Raw genomic sequence first — 16,033 nt, 5'->3', positions numbered from 1 at the left:
GTTTCGGCTGGGCCAAGACCGTGGGGCGCATGCGCCAGGTGATGGTGCGTGGCTTGAAGAAGGTGGACCAGATGTTCGTGTTGAATATGGCGGCCTACAACCTTGTGCGCATGCGATCGCTGGCACAGGTGCGTCCATAGTGGCGGGAAAGCGGCAATGAGGCCAAAAAAGTAGCCTCAAACCGCCGAAACAACGTTGAATTCGCGTTGAGATTGCGCAATCTGAAAAATTTTGCGGCAGGAGCCGCGTAAGCGGAACAAGGCCGTCTCCGTTGGGCTGTATTTCAGCGGCCTGCTAGCAGCGGAATCGCCGCGAACGCGCTCGCGCTACTATGAATAGCTCAATTGCTTGTTTGTGGTGAAAGTACCGATCGGCAAGAATGGCCCTGCCGAACTTTGGTCAGGACCACGATATGTCGAACGCGCCCAGCCTTCAACTCGATTCCGCCACGCTCGTCGAAGAATACGATCGGCTTGGCATTCGCCAGTTTCATCACGGTCTGCAACTGCTCGACGTGCTCGGCTTGCGTGAAGGCGAACGCGTGCTCGACGTGGGTTGCGGCACGGGCCGTCTCACCGAATCCGCGGCGCAGCGCGTAGGCGCGCACGGTGAAGTGCTCGGCCTCGATCCGTTACCGCTGCGCGTGCAGCGCGCGCTCGAACGCGCACAGGGTCGATTCGCCGCGCGCGGCCATGCACTCACGCGGCGCATGATCATTGCCACGGCGCACAAGCCGCTCGCGCATTGAATCCTTACCTTCCATACGTAGCGAACGCCAACCACGATCGAGGAGCACACATGAGCGCAGCACCGCGACGCGAGGGACAATTGAGCCTCGGCGCCTTCCTGATGGAGACGGGCCACCATATCGCCGCGTGGCGCCACCCCGACGCGTACGCAGCCGGCGGCCTCGATTTCGCGCACTACGCCGAGCTGGCGCAAACGGCCGAGCGCGCCAAATTCGACGCCATCTTTTTCGCCGATAGCGTGAGCGTGCGCGACACGCATGTGCCTTCGCTCTCCCGCACCGCGCGCGCCGATCATTTCGAGCCGATCACGCTGCTCTCCGCGCTATCGGTGGTCACGAAGCACATCGGGCTCATCGCCACGGTATCGACCTCGTTCAACGAGCCCTATAACGTGGCCCGCAAATTCGCCTCGCTCGACCATCTGAGCGGCGGCCGCTCGGGCTGGAATCTCGTGACGTCGAGCACCGAAACCGAAGCGCACAACTTCAGCCTCGACAAGCACCTCGATCACGCCTTGCGCTACGAGCGCGCGCAAGAGTTCTATGACGTGGTCTCCGGGCTTTGGGACAGCTGGGAAGACGACGCCTTCATTCGCGACAAGGCGAGCGGCGTCTACTTCGACCCGCAGAAGCTGCACACGCTGGACTATCGCGGCAAGCACTTCAAGGTGCGCGGCCCGCTCAACGTCGCGCGTTCGCCGCAAGGCTGGCCCGTCGTCGTGCAGGCGGGCGCTTCGGAAGCCGGCAGGGAACTCGCGGCGCAGACCGCCGAAGTGATTTTCGTCGCGCATCAAACGCTCGATGAAGCGAAGCAGTTTTATCGCGACGTGAAGGGGCGGCTCGCGCGTTACGGCCGCCGCCCCGAGCATCTCAAGATCATGCCGGGCATTTTCCCCGTGATCGGCCGCACGCAGGAAGAAGCGCAGGAGAAGTTCGATGCGTTGCAGGCGCTGATCCATCCGAGCGTGGGACTCCAGCTGCTCGCGAACATGTCGGGCGGCCTCGACCTCTCGCAGTATCCCGTGGACGGCCCCGTGCCTGAGCTGCCCGAGACCAACGGCGGCAAGAGCCGGCAACGCTTGCTGCTCGATCTCGCGCGGCGCGACAACCTCACGATACGCGATCTTTATCTGCGCATTGCGGGGGCACGCGGGCATCAACAGGTGGTCGGCACGCCGCAAAGCATTGCCGACCAACTTCAGCAATGGTACGAGGAAGAAGGCGCCGACGGCTTCAATATCATGTCGCCGTGGCTGCCTGGCGGCCTCAACGAATTCGTGCAGTACGTGGTGCCCGAATTGCAGCGTCGCGGACTCTTTCGCACGGAATATACGGGGCGCACATTGCGCGAGCATCTTGGCTTGCCCCGTCCCGCGAACCGCTACGCCACGCAGCGGGAAGACGCGTTGCGCGTCGCTTCCTGATTCCGTTCACCGACAATCCACATTTCACCCCAGGCCGAAATATTCGCACCGAAGATGCCCGCATACTGTCGATACGCGCTCTATCCGTAGGGCGCGGCCTCGTAATCTCATCGCTTCTGCGTGAAATCGATCGCCCAGCATGCAAACATCAACCGCGAGCAAATCGGCCGGAATCGACCTGCTCTTGCTCCTCGCACTGTCAACGCTTTGGGGAGCGTCCTATACGTTCATTAGAGTCGGCGTGACGACCATTCCGCCGTTTACGCTCATCGCCGCGAGAACGTCGATTGCCGGGACGCTCCTTCTGCTCTGGATGATGTGGCAACGCATTCCGATCCCGCGCGACCCGGCCGTGTGGCGCCGCTTCGCCGTCCAGGCGCTCCTCAATAGCGTGATTCCCTTTACCCTGATTGCGTGGGCCGAGCGTTCGGTGGAAGCCGGTCTGGCGACCATCCTCAATTCGACTTCACCTGTCATGGCGTTCCTCGGAACGTGGCTGATTACGCGCCACGAACAGGTCACCGCGCGCAAGCTGTTCGGCGTCGCCGCGGGCCTGGCCGGCACATGTCTCGTGGTCGGCGTGAGCGCATTTGGAGGACTCGGCCAGCAACTCATCGCGCAACTGGCGATCGTCGCCGCGACGATTTGCTATGCCGGCGCGGCGATCTACGGTCGATCGTTCAAGGGACTCTCGCCGGTTGCTCCCGCCGCGGGGTCGCTCATCGTGGGCGCAATCGTGCTGGTTCCCGTGAGCGCCGTCGTCGATCGCCCGTGGACGCTGCATCCGTCACTGCAATCGATCGCAGCGCTGATTGCGCTCGCCGTTTTTTCCACGGCGATCGCGTTCGTCATTTACTTCCGGCTCGTCCAGACGCTCGGCTCGGTTGGCACGACGGCGCAGGCCTATTTGCGCGTGCCGATCGGCGTGGCGATAGGCATTGCGTGGCTCGGCGAATCGCTCTCGACCTCGGCGTGGCTGGGACTCGGGTGCGTCGTTGCCGGCGTCGTCGCGATGACGCTGCCATCGGCCAGCCAATCCCGCGCGAGCGGCCACAGGCTGCGCTCGAATCGCGAGTGAAAAAACGCGAAGTGCCCGATGCTGCGCTCGCCAATTGAGGCGGGCGCGATGCGTACATGCGTCGACTGGCTTTGGGTGAAATAACGCAGCGTGCGTTCGATCGCCCGGATCGTGCCGAATGGATCATCGGGGAAACTGACTGCAAGAATGGGCGCCTGCATGTTGCCAAAACGCGCGACGATGTCCGCTCGCTGCTCGGGCGTAAGCGCGAGCGACCCGTTGCTGAGCGTGTCTTCAAAGCGGGCGCGGCCCCGGCTCCAGATCCTCGCGACGCCGCGCGGCGTGTCCTCCATCCATCCGAACCACGATGCGGGGAAATAGCCCATCAGACCGGTCAAAACCGGCATCACGACATGCCATTTCCAGAGCATGAGCGGCATGCTGCGCGGCGCGTAGTCTCGCCAATACGCGTATTGCGTGCCGACGGTGAAGACGCGGCGAATGAATTGATTCGACGGCGCGAGCCCGGTCAGGAAGCCGCCAATGCTATGCCCCACGACGTCGATCGGTTGTTCAGGGAACATGCTTCGGGCGTAGCGCAGCACCGCTTCGAAATCGCGTTCGCCCCATTCCAGCCAGCTCGCATCGAGCGTTGCGAGCGTAACGGGCTGCGAGCCGCCAATGCCACGGTAGTCGTAGACCAGCACGTCGAAACCCTGCTGGTGCAGCCATGCGCCAAAGCGGAAATAGTAGTGGCAGCGCACCGACGTGGCCGAATTGACGATGACCACCGGACGTGACGCGTCCGCGTTCAGCAATGTGTGACGACGCCACACGTAAGCGCGAAGCGTAAAACCATCGGCGGCGGTGATGGCGACGGCGACAGGACGCGCCTCGCCCGGATCGGCTGAATGCATAAACGTGCTCCATGAAGAAACCCGAGTGTCGATTTCACTTGACCTTGCCAGCGGGTTCAATCAATCTTTGCTCAGCTTTCGCATGAGGAAAACGCATGTCAGTGCCGCTCGTGAAACTCCCTCCTCTCGACCTCATTCGCGGTTTCGTCGCGGTGGGCCGGCGCATGAGCATCACGCTCGCCGCCGACGACCTGTGCGTGACGCAATCCGCCGTAAGCCGCCAGATCGCCGCGCTCGAAGAGGCGCTAGGCGTGCGCCTCTTCAACCGCGGCTATCGTTCGATCTCGCTCACGCCGGAGGGCGAGCGCCTGCTGCGCGTTGCGGACAGCGCGGTGCAGCAGATGCAGGAAATCGTCGGCGCGCTGGCGGCGCGCGAGACGCGCCAGCCGGTGACGATCACCGCCAGCATCGGCATTGCCGGCCTGTGGCTGCTGCCGCGTATCGGTGAGTTGCAACGCCTGCTGCCGGACATCGATCTGCGTCTTGCGACCTCCGAGAAGGTGCTCGACCTGCGCGCCGAAGGCATCGATCTCGCCTTGCGCTACGCGCCTGCACGCATCGCGCCGGAGGCGGCGAATCGCGCGGTGCATCTCTACGACGAATACGTATTGCCGGTCGCGCATCCTTCGTTGAATGTGAAGAAGCTCGACGCGGCCACGCTCGCGCGCCACGTGCTGCTCGAATTCGAGGGCGTGCGCCGCCCGATGCTGCGTTGGGCCGATCATCTGGGCGCGCGCGGCCTCGACAGCGCGCCGCTTCGCGGCGTGCTGCGTTTCAACCAGTACGATCAGGTCATTCAGGCCGCCATTGCCGGCCGCGGCATCGCACTCGGGCGCGTCGCCCTCGTGCAGCCGCTGCTTGCGGACGGGAGGCTCGCCGCCATCGGCAATGCGCGCGCCGAGGGTCCGACTGGCTATGCCTACTGGCTGCATCAGGCCGACGAAGCGCCGCGCGACGACGTGCGCGCCGTCATCGACTGGATCGTCGAACAGGCTCGCCAAAGCCGAATCGCATGATCAGTACGCATGCGAAACGTGCCAAAAACTCGCTTGAGCCAAGCCGCCTTCCCGCGCTCTACTAGGCACCACGCTGCGCAACAGCGAAGCGTCCAGTGCGAGGAGGCGAACGATGACCGGAATGGACGATGCGTGGCGCCGCTGGCTGCTCGTGATTGCAGGCGGCGTCGTGATGGGCGCGGCGCTCGGCGTGCGCAACGTGCAAGGGCTATTCCTGTTGCCCGTCACGCTCGATCGCGGCTGGACGCGTGAGACGTTCGGCCTCGCGCTCGCGCTGCAAAACCTGCTGTGGGGTATTGCCCAACCGCTCACTGGCATGATCTCCGACCGCTTCGGCTCCGCGCGCGTGATCTTCGCGGGCGCCCTGCTCTACGCGCTCGGACTCGCGATGATGGCCCTGAGCGCGACGCCTGGCGTCTACACGTTTGGCGTGGGCGTGGTGCTCGGCGTGGCATTGTCCGGCACGGCGTTCGGCGCGGTCTACGGCGCGCTCTCCCGGCTCTTTGCAGCCGATCAGCGCAGCTGGGCGCTGAGCGTTGCGGGCATGTTCGGCGGCCTTGGCCAGTTCTGCATCGTGCCGCTCACGCAAGGGATGATCGGCAGATTCGGCTGGGTTACGGCCATTCTCGTTCTCGCCGCCATGATGCTCGCCAGCGCGCCGCTCGCGGCATGGCTGCGCGACCGTCCGGTGGCGCGCAGCGGCGCGATCGATTCGCACGACACACTGCGCCGCGCCATTGGCAAGGCGTTTGCGCATCGCGGGTTCTGGCTGCTCAATCTGGGCTTTTTGTCGTGCGGCTTCCAGCTTGCATTCATCGGCGCGCACTTGCCGGCGTATTTGCTCGACAAAGGCATGAGCGCGCGCGAAGCAAGTCTGGCGCTCGCGCTGATCGCGCTCGCCAACACGGCGGGCACGTTTTTATGCGGTTACGCCGGGGGATTTCTGCGCCGCAAGTATCTGCTCTCGGCGATCTATTTCGCACGAGCGGGCGTGATGGCGCTATTCCTCGCCTTGCCGCTCTCGCCGCTCACGCTGTATGTGTTCGCGTTTGCGATGGGATTCATGTGGCTCGGCACAGTGCCGCTGACGAGCGGGATCGTTTCGCAGATGTTCGGCGTGCGCTATATCTCGACGCTATTCGGCTTCGTGTTTCTCGGGCATCAGATCGGCAGCTTCTTTGGCGTCTGGCTGGGCGGCGTGGTGTTCGACGCAACGCACAGCTACGGCCTGCTCTGGCAGGGCTCGATTGCGCTCGGCATCATTGCAGGATTGATGCATCTGCCGATCGACGACGAGCGGGTTGCGCAGCGCGCCATGATCGCGGGCCAGCCTTCGTGAGCGAGGGGTTGGCCGTGCGCATCATGCAGCTCATTCTGACCATTTCGTTCGTAGCGCTTATTGTCTGGACCTTCGTCGAATATCTCACGCCTTCGACGATGCTTGCCTTACTCACTGGCGCCGCGTTTTGCGGATGATTGCGCCACTTATGCCGCTTACTTGATCAACTCCAGAATGTCGCGAAATCTCGGGTGCTGGCTGGAGCGCAGCCATTCGAATGCGACCATCTCGACCGTCGCCACTTCAGCGCCCGCTTTATTCAGACGCGAAATTGCGACCTCTTTGTCGACGACTTTGCGCGAACCCACTGCATCGGCAACGACAGTGACCGATAGACCGCGATGCAGCAACCCAATCGCCGTTTGCAATACGCAGACATGCGCCTCGCATCCCGCGACGATGGCTCGGGTTCGCCCTTGAGGCAGCGCGTCGAACAGGCCATCGGCAGTGGCGTCGAAATGGTGCTTTGCAACAGTCATTGAGCAGAGTTCTTTAATTTCCTCCGCGTTTTCGCCGAGTGCGCGCGGATTCTGTTCTGTCCCGATGACTGGAACATCGAGACCCCGAGCAATCCGTCCGAGCCGAATGGCTTGACCGACAACGGATGCGCCGTCGTGAATCGCAGGCATCAGTCTCGTTTGCAGGTCGATCAGAACTACGATCGATTCGGAAAGGCTATGCAGCATCACGAATCCTTTTTGGAAATTGCAGTGCGCAAAAAGGGCACCTGTCAGGGATATTACTAAGTATGCGACAAATGGTCGCCATGCGACTCTATGTCCCAATGCCATTCCCTATGGAGCCAGGCATGCAAGCAGAGACGCTAAAGAAAGCAAAAGCCGCCACCTTTCTCACCCGGTCGGCGCTGTGTCTGATGCTGTTGCCAGTTGCCTGTCTTGTCTGGGCACTCCAGGCGTATCCGCCACAAGAAGCGATTTGGGTTTGCTTCTCGCTGGCAATCTATATCTGGCCTTTCGCCGGAGTCCTCTTTGTGATCTCAGCGGGATTCCACGTCGGCAGCCACGGCCGCCGACTCGAGAAGGACGCCGGATTCCGCGAGGCGCATGGGCACTAGCTAGCCCCACGTGCCGTTCTGCCAGACGGTCTGCTGTCGTTGCTCGAATAGAAGCCTGCTGGAAACAGCGGGCTTCTGAGGCGTGACTGGCCGTTTATCAGGACTGCATAGATGACTGGTTAGCAAACCTTATCGGTGTGCTAGCTACCGATAGTACCGCACTGACCTTTCGATTCGAGGCCAGTGAGCCTATAGCCGACCTGCAATTCGGTGATCAGGAACCGCGGACGCGCCGGATCCTCTTCGAGCTTCTGCCGTATGCCGGCCATATACACGCGCAGGTATTGCGGCCGATCGACATAGGTCGGCCCCCAGACATCGAGCAGCAACTGCCTATACGTCAGCACCTTGCCATAGCCGCGAATGAGCGCCGCGAGCAGGCGGAACTCGGTTGGCGTGAGGTGGACCGGCGCGCCCGCGCGGGTCACTTCGTACGTGGCCAGATTCACGCGGATTTCGCCGAACTGAACGGTCGCGTCGCCCGTGCCGGCGCCGCTCACGAAACTCGCGCGCCGCAACTGCGCCTTCACGCGGGCGATGAGTTCGGGCACGCCGAACGGCTTCGTCAGATAGTCGTCGGCGCCGAGATTGAGCGCTTCGACCTTCTCGCTCTCGCGATCGCGCGCCGAGAGCACCACCACCGGCGTGCGCGACCAGCCGCGCAAATCGCGGATCAGCGCCTTGCCGTCTTCGTCGGGCAGCCCGAGATCCACGATCACGAGGTCGGGCTGCCGCGTGCTGCACTCCACACGGCCCTGGGCTGCATCCGCCGCCTCGAACACGCTCATCCCCTCGCGCTCGAGCGACATGCGCACGAAGCGCCGGATATCGGCCTCGTCTTCGACGATCAGCACACGGGGCTTGCTCATGCAGTGGGTTCCTCAAGAAAGTCGGGCGGTGTGCTCATAGGCAGGCTGATGGTGAAACGCGCGCCGCGCGGCTCGCGATTTTCGCATTCGATCGCACCGCCGTGCGCCTCGACGATGGTGCGGCATAGGGCGAGGCCGAGCCCCACGCCCGAGATCGACGATTCCTTCACGCCGCGCGCGAATGCCTCGAACAGGCGCTCGCTTTCGATGCGCGGCAGGCCCGGCCCGTCGTCCTCGACGACAACGTGCACGCAATCGCCCGCAGCGTGTGCGCGGACGGTGACAGTGGAGCCGGGCGGCGTGTACTTCACGGCGTTGTCGATCAGATTCACGAGTACACGCTCGAACGCAATGGCGTCGAGTTCGATGAGTGGCAGGCCAACGGCGAGGTCGGTGCGGGTGCGGTGCGCGTCGAGCGATGTGCCGAGCCGCGCGAACGCACTGCCAACGATTTCGTCGAGCGCGTGCCACTCCTTGTTCAGGCGCACGCCCTCGCCCTGCATGCGCGCGAGATCGAGCAGATTCGTCACCAGCCAGTGCAATCCTTCGGTCTGCATACGAATGGCGCGAGACACCACGCGGCGTTCTTCATCGGGCAGCGCATCTGCGCGTTCGAGCGTTTCGGCAAGTCCGCCAATGGCGGTGAGCGGCGTTTTCAGGTCGTGCGATACCGCCGCGAGCAACGCATTGCGCAAGCGCTCGCCCTCTACGCGCAGCTGCGCGGACTGCGCGATTTCGATGAAGTGGCAGCGCTCCAGCGCCAGCGCGATCAGCGAGCAGCACGCTTCGAGCAGCCCGCGTGCGCTGGCGTCGGCAAGCGGCGCGCCGTCGGAGCCGACCACGGCGATCACGCCGCGCGTGGCAATCGGCCCGCGCAGCGGTAAATAGAGCGCCCGCGCACCGGGCAACGCCGTCGTGCCCGCGCCCGCGGGCTGCAGATGCGCGAACGTCCAGTGTGCAATCGAGTCATCGACGAAATCGGCCTCGCCGATCGTGCGCAGTGTGCCGCGCTCGCTCGTCACGACGAGCGCCACGCGCACCTGCACGAGCAATGCGAGTGTTTGCGCGCACACGTGCGCGACCTCTTCCGCCGAGATCGCGCCCGAAAGCTCGCGCGCCACCCGCGCCAGCGCCGTGGCGCGCCGCTCGCCCGCCGTCGCCACGAGGGCCTTCTCGCGCAGTCCGGCGCCAAGCTGGCCCGTGACTAGCGCGACCACGAGGATCAGCGTGAACGTGAACAGGTATTGCGTGTCGGAGACCGCGAAAGAAAAGCGCGGATCGACAAAGAAGAAGTCGAAGCTCGCCACGCTGAGCAGCGCCGACCACGCGCCAACGAGCCGCCCATATCGCAACGACAGCAACACGACCACGAACAGGAACAGCATTACGACGTTCGAAGGCGCAAACACACGCAGCAGTTCGTTGGCCGCCAGCGTGGTCGCGCCGCAGGCGAGCAGCGCCGCGCCAAACCCGCCGGCTGGCGACGGGCCCTCCCGCGCATCGGCGAGCGCGCCTTCGCGAGCCAGCTTGCGCCGCCGCGAGCGCATCGCGCTCACGCAGGCCATCAGTCTTTCGATTGGCGCGCGGTGTGCGCGCGCTTCGTCGTGCATGTCCATAAAACGAAAGCCGGGGGCGATGTCCCCGTGTGTGGCTAATCCCGCTGTGCGCGCCTCAGAAGAAAGGCGACACCAGCAGATCGATGAGCTTGATCCCGATGAACGGTGCGATGACTCCGCCCACGCCGTAAATCAGCAGGTTTCGCGTGAGCAACGCCTGAGCCGGTTCGGCACGATAGCGCACGCCCTTCAACGCCAGCGGAATCAGCGCGATGATGATCAGCGCGTTGAAGATGACCGCCGACATGATCGCCGATTCCGGGCTGTGCAGCCGCATCACGTTGAGCGCCGAAAGCGCCGGATACGTCGCGACGAAGGCCGCCGGGATGATCGCAAAGTATTTTGCCAGATCATTCGCCACGCTGAAGGTGGTGAGCGCACCACGCGTCATGATCATCTGCTTGCCGACCTCCACCACGCGCAGCAACTTCGTGGGATTGCTGTCGAGGTCCACCATGTTGCCCGCTTCCTTGGCCGCCTGCGTACCGCTGTTCATGGCCACGGCCACGTCCGCCTGAGCGAGCGCGGGCGCGTCGTTGGTGCCGTCGCCGGTCATCGCCACGAGGCGTCCCTCGCCCTGCAGCTTGCGGATGAGGGCGAGCTTGTCTTCCGGCGTCGCCTCGGCCAGGTAGTCGTCCACGCCCGCCTCCGCCGCGATTGCGGCGGCGGTGAGGCGGTTGTCGCCCGTGATCATGATGGTCTGGATGCCCATGCCGCGCAGCTCGGCGAAGCGCTCCTTGATGCCGCCCTTCACAATGTCCTTGAGCTCGACCACACCCATCACGCGCTCGCCGTCGGCCACCACGAGCGGCGTGCTGCCGCGCCGCGCCACCTGCTCCACCGTCTGGCGGATTTCCGCGGGAAACGCGGCGCCCAGGCTCAGGACGTGCTTTTCAACGGCGGAGGCCGCACCCTTGCGAATCTGCCGCTCGCCGATATCGACGCCGCTCATGCGCGACTGCGCGCTGAACGGCACCGGCGCGCTGCCGTGCAGCTCGCGCCCGCGCAAACCAAAGCGCTGCTTGGCGAGGACGACGATCGAGCGGCCTTCGGGCGTCTCATCGGCGAGCGAGGCAAGTTGCGCCACATCCGCCAGCTCGTGCTCCTCGATGCCTGCGGCGGGCAGGAAGGTCGATGCCTGGCGGTTGCCGAGCGTGATCGTGCCGGTCTTGTCGAGCAACAGCACGTCGACATCGCCCGCGGCCTCGATCGCGCGGCCCGAAGTGGCGATCACGTTCGCGCGCATCATGCGGCTCATGCCCGCCACGCCGATCGCCGAGAGCAGCGCGCCGATGGTCGTCGGAATCAGGCAGACGAGCAACGCGATCAGCGCGGTGAGGCCGACGCGCGCGCCGTGCCCGCTCAACGTGACGCTGAGCGACGAGAACGGCATCAAGGTCGCGCACACGAGCAGAAAAATCACTGTGAGCGCAACGAGCAGGATCGTCAGCGCGATTTCATTGGGCGTTTTCGCGCGCTTCGCGCCTTCGATCATCGCGATCATGCGATCGAGGAACGCTTCGCCCGGATTGGCCGTGGTGCGGATGATGAGCCAGTCGGACAGCACGCGCGTGCCGCCCGTCACCGACGAAAAGTCGCCGCCCGACTCGCGAATGACCGGCGCCGATTCACCGGTGATCGGCGATTCGTCCACGGACGCCACGCCGTCGATCACCGTGCCGTCCGCGGGAATCATCTCGCCCGCTTCCACGAGCACGATCTTGCCCGCCACGAGCTCGTCGCTCGGCACGAGATAAAAGCCGCTGCTGAACTCGGGTTTTTCGAGCACCCTCGCCATGACGCGCTTGCGCGCCGAACGCAACGCTGCCGCCTGCGCCTTTCCGCGCCCTTCCGCCAGTGCCTCCGCGCCATTCGCGAACAGCACCGTGAACCAGAGCCAAACGGCGACGGCGAGAATGAAGCCGGGATGCGCGTCGCCTCGCGCCGGGCCTTCGAACAGCGCCTGCACCCAGAGCAGGGTGGTCACGATGCTGCCGACATAGACCACGAACATCACGGGGTTACGCAACTGCGCGCGCGGTGTGAGCTTCGCAAACGCCTCGCCAATCACGCTGCCCCAGCGCGGGCGTTGCGCCGCCGGTGGCGCGGCCTCCTGCGCGGGAAGGCTGAATTCGTTCTGTACATTCATCGGGATACTCCGGTTACTGAGTCGCTTGCGCCGTCGAAGACGACAGCGCGTCGAGCGCCAGATTGAGTTCGAGCACATTCACGCGCGGGTCGCCGAGCACACCGAGTTGCGGCGCCTTCGTGTGCTGCGCGACTAGCGCGCGCATCGGCTCCATGGCGAGGCCGCGCGCTTGCGCGACACGCTGCGCCTGGAGAAGCGCATTCGCCACCGAAATGTCGGGGTCGAGGCCGGACGCGGAGGCCGTCACCGCGTCGACGGGGACCAGCGTCGCGCTTGCGAGACCGTTTTCGCGCCGGTAGGCCGCGGCTCGCGACGCAACCTGATCGATCAACGCCTTGCTGGTCGGTGCGAGATTACTGGCGCCGCTCGACTCCGCGTTGTACGGCTGCGAGACAGTCTGCGCGGGATTTTTGGGGTCCGCGCCGAGCGTTGCGCTCGGGCGCGGATGGAAATAGCGCGCCTGCGTGAAGTCCTGGCCGATCTGCGCCGACCCGACCACGCTGTGATCTTTTTCGACCAGACTGCCATTGGCCCGCGACGGCATCAGCACCTGCGCGATGCCCGTGGTCAGCAGCGGGTAAGCCAGCCCCGTCAACAGCATGAAAAACACGGCCGACACCAGCGCCGGGCGCATCAACTCACGCAGCGACGGCGCGGGTGACGCGGTGCCTTGTGCGAGGTCACCCGCCGCGCGCGCACTCTGCATATTCGAATTCATTCGGCATCCTTAAAACGAGTGTCCATTGGTCAGCATCAGATGCTCGACCACCGGCCCGAGCGCGAGCGCCGGGAAGAAGGTCAGACCGCCCACGAGCACCACCACGAACACGAGCAGCGCAGTGAACAACGGCGTCGCGGTCGGCAGCGTGCCGGGCCCTTCCGGCACGGTCTTTTTCATCGCGAGGGAGCCCGCCACCGCGAGCATGGGCAGCAGCGTGAAATAGCGGCCGAACAGCATGGCGAAGGCAATCGTCGTATTGAAGAACGGCGTGTTCGAATTCAGGCCTGCGAACGCGGAACCGTTGTTCGCCGTCCCCGAGGTGTATGCGTAGAGGATTTCGCTGAAACCGTGCGGGCCGGCGTTGTTCAGGCTCGCCTGCGTATCCGGCCAGATCGCCGCGAGTGCGGTCAGCACGAGAATCGACGCCGGATGCGCCAGCACCGCGATCATCACGAGCTTCATCTCGCGCGCTTCGATCTTCTTGCCGAGAAACTCAGGCGTGCGCCCGATCATCATGCCCACCAGAAACACGGTGAGAATTGCGAACGTGATCAGGTTGATGAAGCCGACGCCATCGCCTCCGAACACGTTGTTGAGCATCATCTCCACGATCGGGATCATGCCGCCGATGGGCATGAGCGAATCGTGCATGGCGTCGACGGAGCCCGTCGTCGCGGCCGTCGTCACGCCGACGAACATGCTCGTCTGCGCGATGCCAAAGCGCAGCTCCTTGCCTTCCATGTTGCCGCCAGCCTGCAGTTGGCTCGCCTGCTGGTCCACACCGAACGGTGCAAAGTTCGGGTTGCCGCCATGCTCCGCCCCATAGATCAGCGCCACGCAAATCACGAACATCGCGCTGAATGCGGCAAAGAACGCCCAACCCTGGCGGCGGCGCAGCAGCATGCTGCCGAACGTGTAGGTCAGCGCGGAGGGAATCAGCAGCATGCAGAGCATGTGCAGCGTGTTGGTGAGCGGCGTCGGGTTTTCGAACGGGTGCGCCGCGTTCATGCCGAAAAAGCCGCCGCCGTTGGTGCCGAGATGCTTGATCGACTCGAGGCTGGCGACAGGCCCCAGCACGATGTGCTGCTGCGCGCCTTCGAGCGTCTTCGCGACCGTTTCGCTCGTGAGCGTCTGTGGCATCCCCTGCCAGACATAGACGAGCGCCATGAGCAGGGAAAGCGGCAGCAGCACGCGATAGAGCACGCGCGTGAAGTCGACCCAGTAGTTGCCGATATCCGCGGCGCTACGGCGACCAAGGCCGCGAATGAAACCCGCAGCGGCGGCCACACCGGTTGCGGCGCTGACCATCATCAGAAACGTGATGACAGCCATCTGCGAAAAGTTCGAGAGACTGCTTTCGCCGGAATACGACTGCCAGTTCGTGTTGGTGATAAACGATGCCGCCGTATTGAAGGCAAGATCGGGCGACTGCGCCGCGCGTTGCAGCGAATCGAACGGCAATAGCGCCTGCACGCGCAGCAGCAGGTAGCCCAGCAGCATCATGGCCGCGTTGCTGATGAGGAGCGCCAGGCCGTAGTGCGTCCAGGACATTCTGGCGTTCGCATCGACTCCTAGCAGAGCGTAGGTCCAGCGTTCCGGCGCCGCGTGACGTTCATGTGTGAACACGCGGGTGAGCCATTTGCCCATGACGATGGCAAGCGCCGTCATGAAGGCGAACAGCAGGATGAACTGCACAAGATCATTGAGCATTGGAGACCCCTCTCAGATCCGGTCCAGACCGATGGTGAACCCCGCGGTCAGTGCGAAGAACCCTGAAAACACCAACAGGTAGATAAAGTCGTTCATGGTTTGAAATAGTGATTGACGACAAACGGGTCGTGCCGGCGCGAGCGAAGCTCAGAACTTCTCCGGCTTGACGAGCGCGTAGATCAGATAGACGAACAGGCCCGCGGCAAGCAGGCCGGCGAGCGCGGTCATGGGCGAAACCCTCCCGCAGGCAGGGAAACGTTGGCTCGCGGCGTGTGAGGGAGAACGCATCGCGCAGGACGGCGAGGCGTGGAACGAGGAAGGAATGGCATAGGTCAGGCTCACGTTGGAATCGTGGTCTGCACTCTATGCAAAACGATCTAAAGACGGCGCTGAGTTTTGACGGCCGATGTTAAGACCACGTTAAGAGGTCAACATCGGCTGCGCGCCATGGCGACGTCAGGCGCGCAATGTGCTCCGACGCAATGTGCCCGGTGAAAGGCGTGTCGATCGCCCTTTTGTCAACGGCGTTGTTTGCAGTGCACCCAGGCCGGAATCACAAGGAGAAAAAGGATGACCCTGCTCATTTATTTGATCGGATGGATCATTTTTATTGGCGGCGTGGCATGGGCATTGATGGCGCTGCATGTTGCGCCGCACATCATCGAGATCGTGGCGGTGATACTGCTCGGCGTTGCGGTGATCACGGGCGCCACGCGCGCGCGCAACCGCGACCGGTCGACGTAGCAGCAGACTGCTACGCGCAACAGTTCAAGTCACTGGTACGTGCAGCTGGATTGCGTCTCACACGACCATACCCAGATCGGCAAAACTGGTGACTCTTGCCTCACAAGCCTGCGCAAGCCGCAAATCGTGACTCGAAAAAAAGACCGCGCTGTCTTTGGCCAAATTCTTGAATAGATCGATGAGAACCGCGCGCGCGGCGGCGTCGAGCCCGTTGCCCGGTTCGTCAGCGATGACGACGGCGGGCTCGCCCAGCATGGTCGCCGTCAGGAATATCTTCTTGCGGGTGCCGAGCGACATCTGCTCGAAGCGCTTATCGAGGTGCGGTGCGAGGCCGAAGCGATCCGCAAGATCGAGCGTGCGCGTGTCGACAGTGGTCTTCTTCGTCGACGCGACGAGTTCGAGAAATGCCCGGCCTGTTTGGAACGGATATGCCATGCAGTCGTCGGGCACGTAGGCCAGGGCGGATTTGGCCTTGAGCGGATCGGTGCGCAGCGAATGACCGTCGATCCATACCTCCCCTTCGTCGGCGTCGATCGCGCCGGCAAGGATGGCGAGCAACGTCGACTTGCCGCTGCCGTTTTCATCGCAGAGCGCCACGCACCCAGCGCCGAGAGTGTGATGCAATCCCTGGAAGATAACGCGCTCGCCAAAGCGTTTGCTGAGGTTTTCGAATCGAAGCATGGTGGA

15 protein-coding genes and 2 pseudogenes are annotated in these 16,033 nt (G+C 63.7%); 8 read left to right on the top strand and 9 right to left on the bottom strand.

The features are described 5' to 3' along the window. The 4 genes and pseudogenes from E1N52_RS31365 to E1N52_RS44950 all read left to right on the top strand — a co-directional run. A pseudogene (locus tag E1N52_RS31365) lies at window positions 1-140 on the top strand (IS5/IS1182 family transposase); the annotation flags it as partial. Between the two features lie 272 nt (window positions 141-412). Beyond that, on the top strand, window positions 413-748 hold the full coding sequence (locus E1N52_RS31360) for an SAM-dependent methyltransferase (RefSeq protein ID WP_246089297.1): 336 nt from the start codon (window positions 413-415) through the stop codon (window positions 746-748). Window positions 749-798: 50 nt separating this feature from the next. After that, the gene (locus E1N52_RS31355) at window positions 799-2,172 is read left to right on the top strand and encodes an LLM class flavin-dependent oxidoreductase (RefSeq protein ID WP_133187170.1); all 1,374 of its coding nucleotides are present in this window, start codon (window positions 799-801) and stop codon (window positions 2,170-2,172) included. Between the two features lie 139 nt (window positions 2,173-2,311). Beyond that, window positions 2,312-3,250: a DMT family transporter gene (locus tag E1N52_RS44950; RefSeq protein ID WP_133187168.1), complete on the top strand. Its 939-nt coding sequence runs from the start codon at window positions 2,312-2,314 to the stop codon at window positions 3,248-3,250. An 83-nt stretch (window positions 3,251-3,333) separates the two neighbouring features. Here E1N52_RS44950 and E1N52_RS31345 read toward each other — a convergent pair. Next, a pseudogene (locus E1N52_RS31345) lies at window positions 3,334-4,107 on the bottom strand (alpha/beta hydrolase family protein); the annotation flags it as partial. A gap of 95 nt (window positions 4,108-4,202) precedes the next feature. Between E1N52_RS31345 and E1N52_RS31340 the strand changes: the two are divergent. Both E1N52_RS31340 and E1N52_RS31335 read left to right on the top strand, forming a co-directional pair. Next, complete coding sequence (locus tag E1N52_RS31340; protein ID WP_133187164.1) at window positions 4,203-5,123, top strand: LysR substrate-binding domain-containing protein; 921 nt, start codon at window positions 4,203-4,205, stop codon at window positions 5,121-5,123. Window positions 5,124-5,235: 112 nt separating this feature from the next. Beyond that, window positions 5,236-6,462 (top strand): MFS transporter, encoded by a 1,227-nt coding sequence (locus E1N52_RS31335; RefSeq protein ID WP_133187162.1) that lies wholly within the window; start codon window positions 5,236-5,238, stop codon window positions 6,460-6,462. Window positions 6,463-6,617: 155 nt separating this feature from the next. On the opposite strand, the gene E1N52_RS31330 is transcribed toward E1N52_RS31335, so the two are convergent. Then, entirely contained in the window at window positions 6,618-7,148 is a 531-nt protein-coding gene (locus E1N52_RS31330) for an isochorismatase family protein (protein WP_133187160.1), read from the bottom strand. Window positions 7,149-7,270: 122 nt separating this feature from the next. On the opposite strand from E1N52_RS31330, the gene E1N52_RS31325 reads away from it, so the two are divergent. After that, the gene (locus E1N52_RS31325; RefSeq protein WP_133187158.1) at window positions 7,271-7,537 is read left to right on the top strand and encodes a hypothetical protein; all 267 of its coding nucleotides are present in this window, start codon (window positions 7,271-7,273) and stop codon (window positions 7,535-7,537) included. Between the two features lie 140 nt (window positions 7,538-7,677). Here E1N52_RS31325 and E1N52_RS31320 read toward each other — a convergent pair whose 3' ends face one another. From E1N52_RS31320 to kdpF, 6 genes are all read right to left on the bottom strand, one after another. Then, window positions 7,678-8,406: a response regulator gene (locus E1N52_RS31320; protein ID WP_133187156.1), complete on the bottom strand. Its 729-nt coding sequence runs from the start codon at window positions 8,404-8,406 to the stop codon at window positions 7,678-7,680. Then, window positions 8,403-10,022, bottom strand: coding sequence for an ATP-binding protein (locus E1N52_RS31315; protein ID WP_133187154.1), 1,620 nt, complete (start codon window positions 10,020-10,022; stop codon window positions 8,403-8,405). The genes E1N52_RS31320 and E1N52_RS31315 overlap by 4 nt, the downstream gene beginning before the upstream one ends. A 55-nt stretch (window positions 10,023-10,077) precedes the next feature. Then, window positions 10,078-12,171 (bottom strand): potassium-transporting ATPase subunit KdpB, encoded by a 2,094-nt coding sequence (kdpB, locus tag E1N52_RS31310; protein ID WP_133187152.1) that lies wholly within the window; start codon window positions 12,169-12,171, stop codon window positions 10,078-10,080. A 13-nt stretch (window positions 12,172-12,184) separates the two neighbouring features. Continuing rightward, window positions 12,185-12,889, bottom strand: coding sequence for a K(+)-transporting ATPase subunit C (kdpC, locus tag E1N52_RS31305; protein WP_165979482.1), 705 nt, complete (start codon window positions 12,887-12,889; stop codon window positions 12,185-12,187). A gap of 9 nt (window positions 12,890-12,898) precedes the next feature. Beyond that, complete coding sequence (gene kdpA, locus E1N52_RS31300) at window positions 12,899-14,602, bottom strand: potassium-transporting ATPase subunit KdpA (RefSeq protein ID WP_133187150.1); 1,704 nt, start codon at window positions 14,600-14,602, stop codon at window positions 12,899-12,901. A 147-nt stretch (window positions 14,603-14,749) separates the two neighbouring features. After that, window positions 14,750-14,944 (bottom strand): K(+)-transporting ATPase subunit F, encoded by a 195-nt coding sequence (gene kdpF / locus E1N52_RS31295; RefSeq protein ID WP_246089296.1) that lies wholly within the window; start codon window positions 14,942-14,944, stop codon window positions 14,750-14,752. A gap of 228 nt (window positions 14,945-15,172) precedes the next feature. On the opposite strand from kdpF, the gene E1N52_RS44240 reads away from it, so the two are divergent. Continuing rightward, window positions 15,173-15,346 (top strand): hypothetical protein, encoded by a 174-nt coding sequence (locus tag E1N52_RS44240; protein WP_165979481.1) that lies wholly within the window; start codon window positions 15,173-15,175, stop codon window positions 15,344-15,346. Window positions 15,347-15,403: 57 nt separating this feature from the next. Here E1N52_RS44240 and E1N52_RS31290 read toward each other — a convergent pair whose 3' ends face one another. Continuing rightward, window positions 15,404-16,027: an ABC transporter ATP-binding protein gene (locus E1N52_RS31290; protein WP_133187186.1), complete on the bottom strand. Its 624-nt coding sequence runs from the start codon at window positions 16,025-16,027 to the stop codon at window positions 15,404-15,406. Window positions 16,028-16,033 lie beyond the last annotated feature (6 nt).

The sequence above is a fragment of the Paraburkholderia guartelaensis genome (genome assembly GCF_004353905.1).
GTDB classification, from domain to species: domain Bacteria; phylum Pseudomonadota; class Gammaproteobacteria; order Burkholderiales; family Burkholderiaceae; genus Paraburkholderia; species Paraburkholderia guartelaensis.
This window is presented reverse-complemented; position numbering and strand designations above follow the sequence as displayed.

Bases quoted from the DNA above. Each gene is read 5' to 3' on its own strand.
- E1N52_RS31360 (WP_246089297.1), top strand. From the start codon at position 413: ATGTCGAACGCGCCCAGCCTTCAACTCGATTCCGCCACGCTCGTCGAA.
- E1N52_RS31355 (WP_133187170.1), top strand. From the start codon at position 799: ATGAGCGCAGCACCGCGACGCGAGGGACAATTGAGCCTCGGCGCCTTC.
- E1N52_RS44950 (WP_133187168.1), top strand. From the start codon at position 2,312: ATGCAAACATCAACCGCGAGCAAATCGGCCGGAATCGACCTGCTCTTG.
- E1N52_RS31340 (WP_133187164.1), top strand. From the start codon at position 4,203: ATGTCAGTGCCGCTCGTGAAACTCCCTCCTCTCGACCTCATTCGCGGT.
- E1N52_RS31335 (WP_133187162.1), top strand. From the start codon at position 5,236: ATGACCGGAATGGACGATGCGTGGCGCCGCTGGCTGCTCGTGATTGCA.
- E1N52_RS31330 (WP_133187160.1), bottom strand. From the start codon at position 7,148: ATGCTGCATAGCCTTTCCGAATCGATCGTAGTTCTGATCGACCTGCAA.
- E1N52_RS31325 (WP_133187158.1), top strand. From the start codon at position 7,271: ATGCAAGCAGAGACGCTAAAGAAAGCAAAAGCCGCCACCTTTCTCACC.
- E1N52_RS31320 (WP_133187156.1), bottom strand. From the start codon at position 8,406: ATGAGCAAGCCCCGTGTGCTGATCGTCGAAGACGAGGCCGATATCCGG.
- E1N52_RS31315 (WP_133187154.1), bottom strand. From the start codon at position 10,022: ATGGACATGCACGACGAAGCGCGCGCACACCGCGCGCCAATCGAAAGA.
- kdpB (WP_133187152.1), bottom strand. From the start codon at position 12,171: ATGAATGTACAGAACGAATTCAGCCTTCCCGCGCAGGAGGCCGCGCCA.
- kdpC (WP_165979482.1), bottom strand. From the start codon at position 12,889: ATGAATTCGAATATGCAGAGTGCGCGCGCGGCGGGTGACCTCGCACAA.
- kdpA (WP_133187150.1), bottom strand. From the start codon at position 14,602: ATGCTCAATGATCTTGTGCAGTTCATCCTGCTGTTCGCCTTCATGACG.
- E1N52_RS44240 (WP_165979481.1), top strand. From the start codon at position 15,173: ATGACCCTGCTCATTTATTTGATCGGATGGATCATTTTTATTGGCGGC.
- E1N52_RS31290 (WP_133187186.1), bottom strand. From the start codon at position 16,027: ATGCTTCGATTCGAAAACCTCAGCAAACGCTTTGGCGAGCGCGTTATC.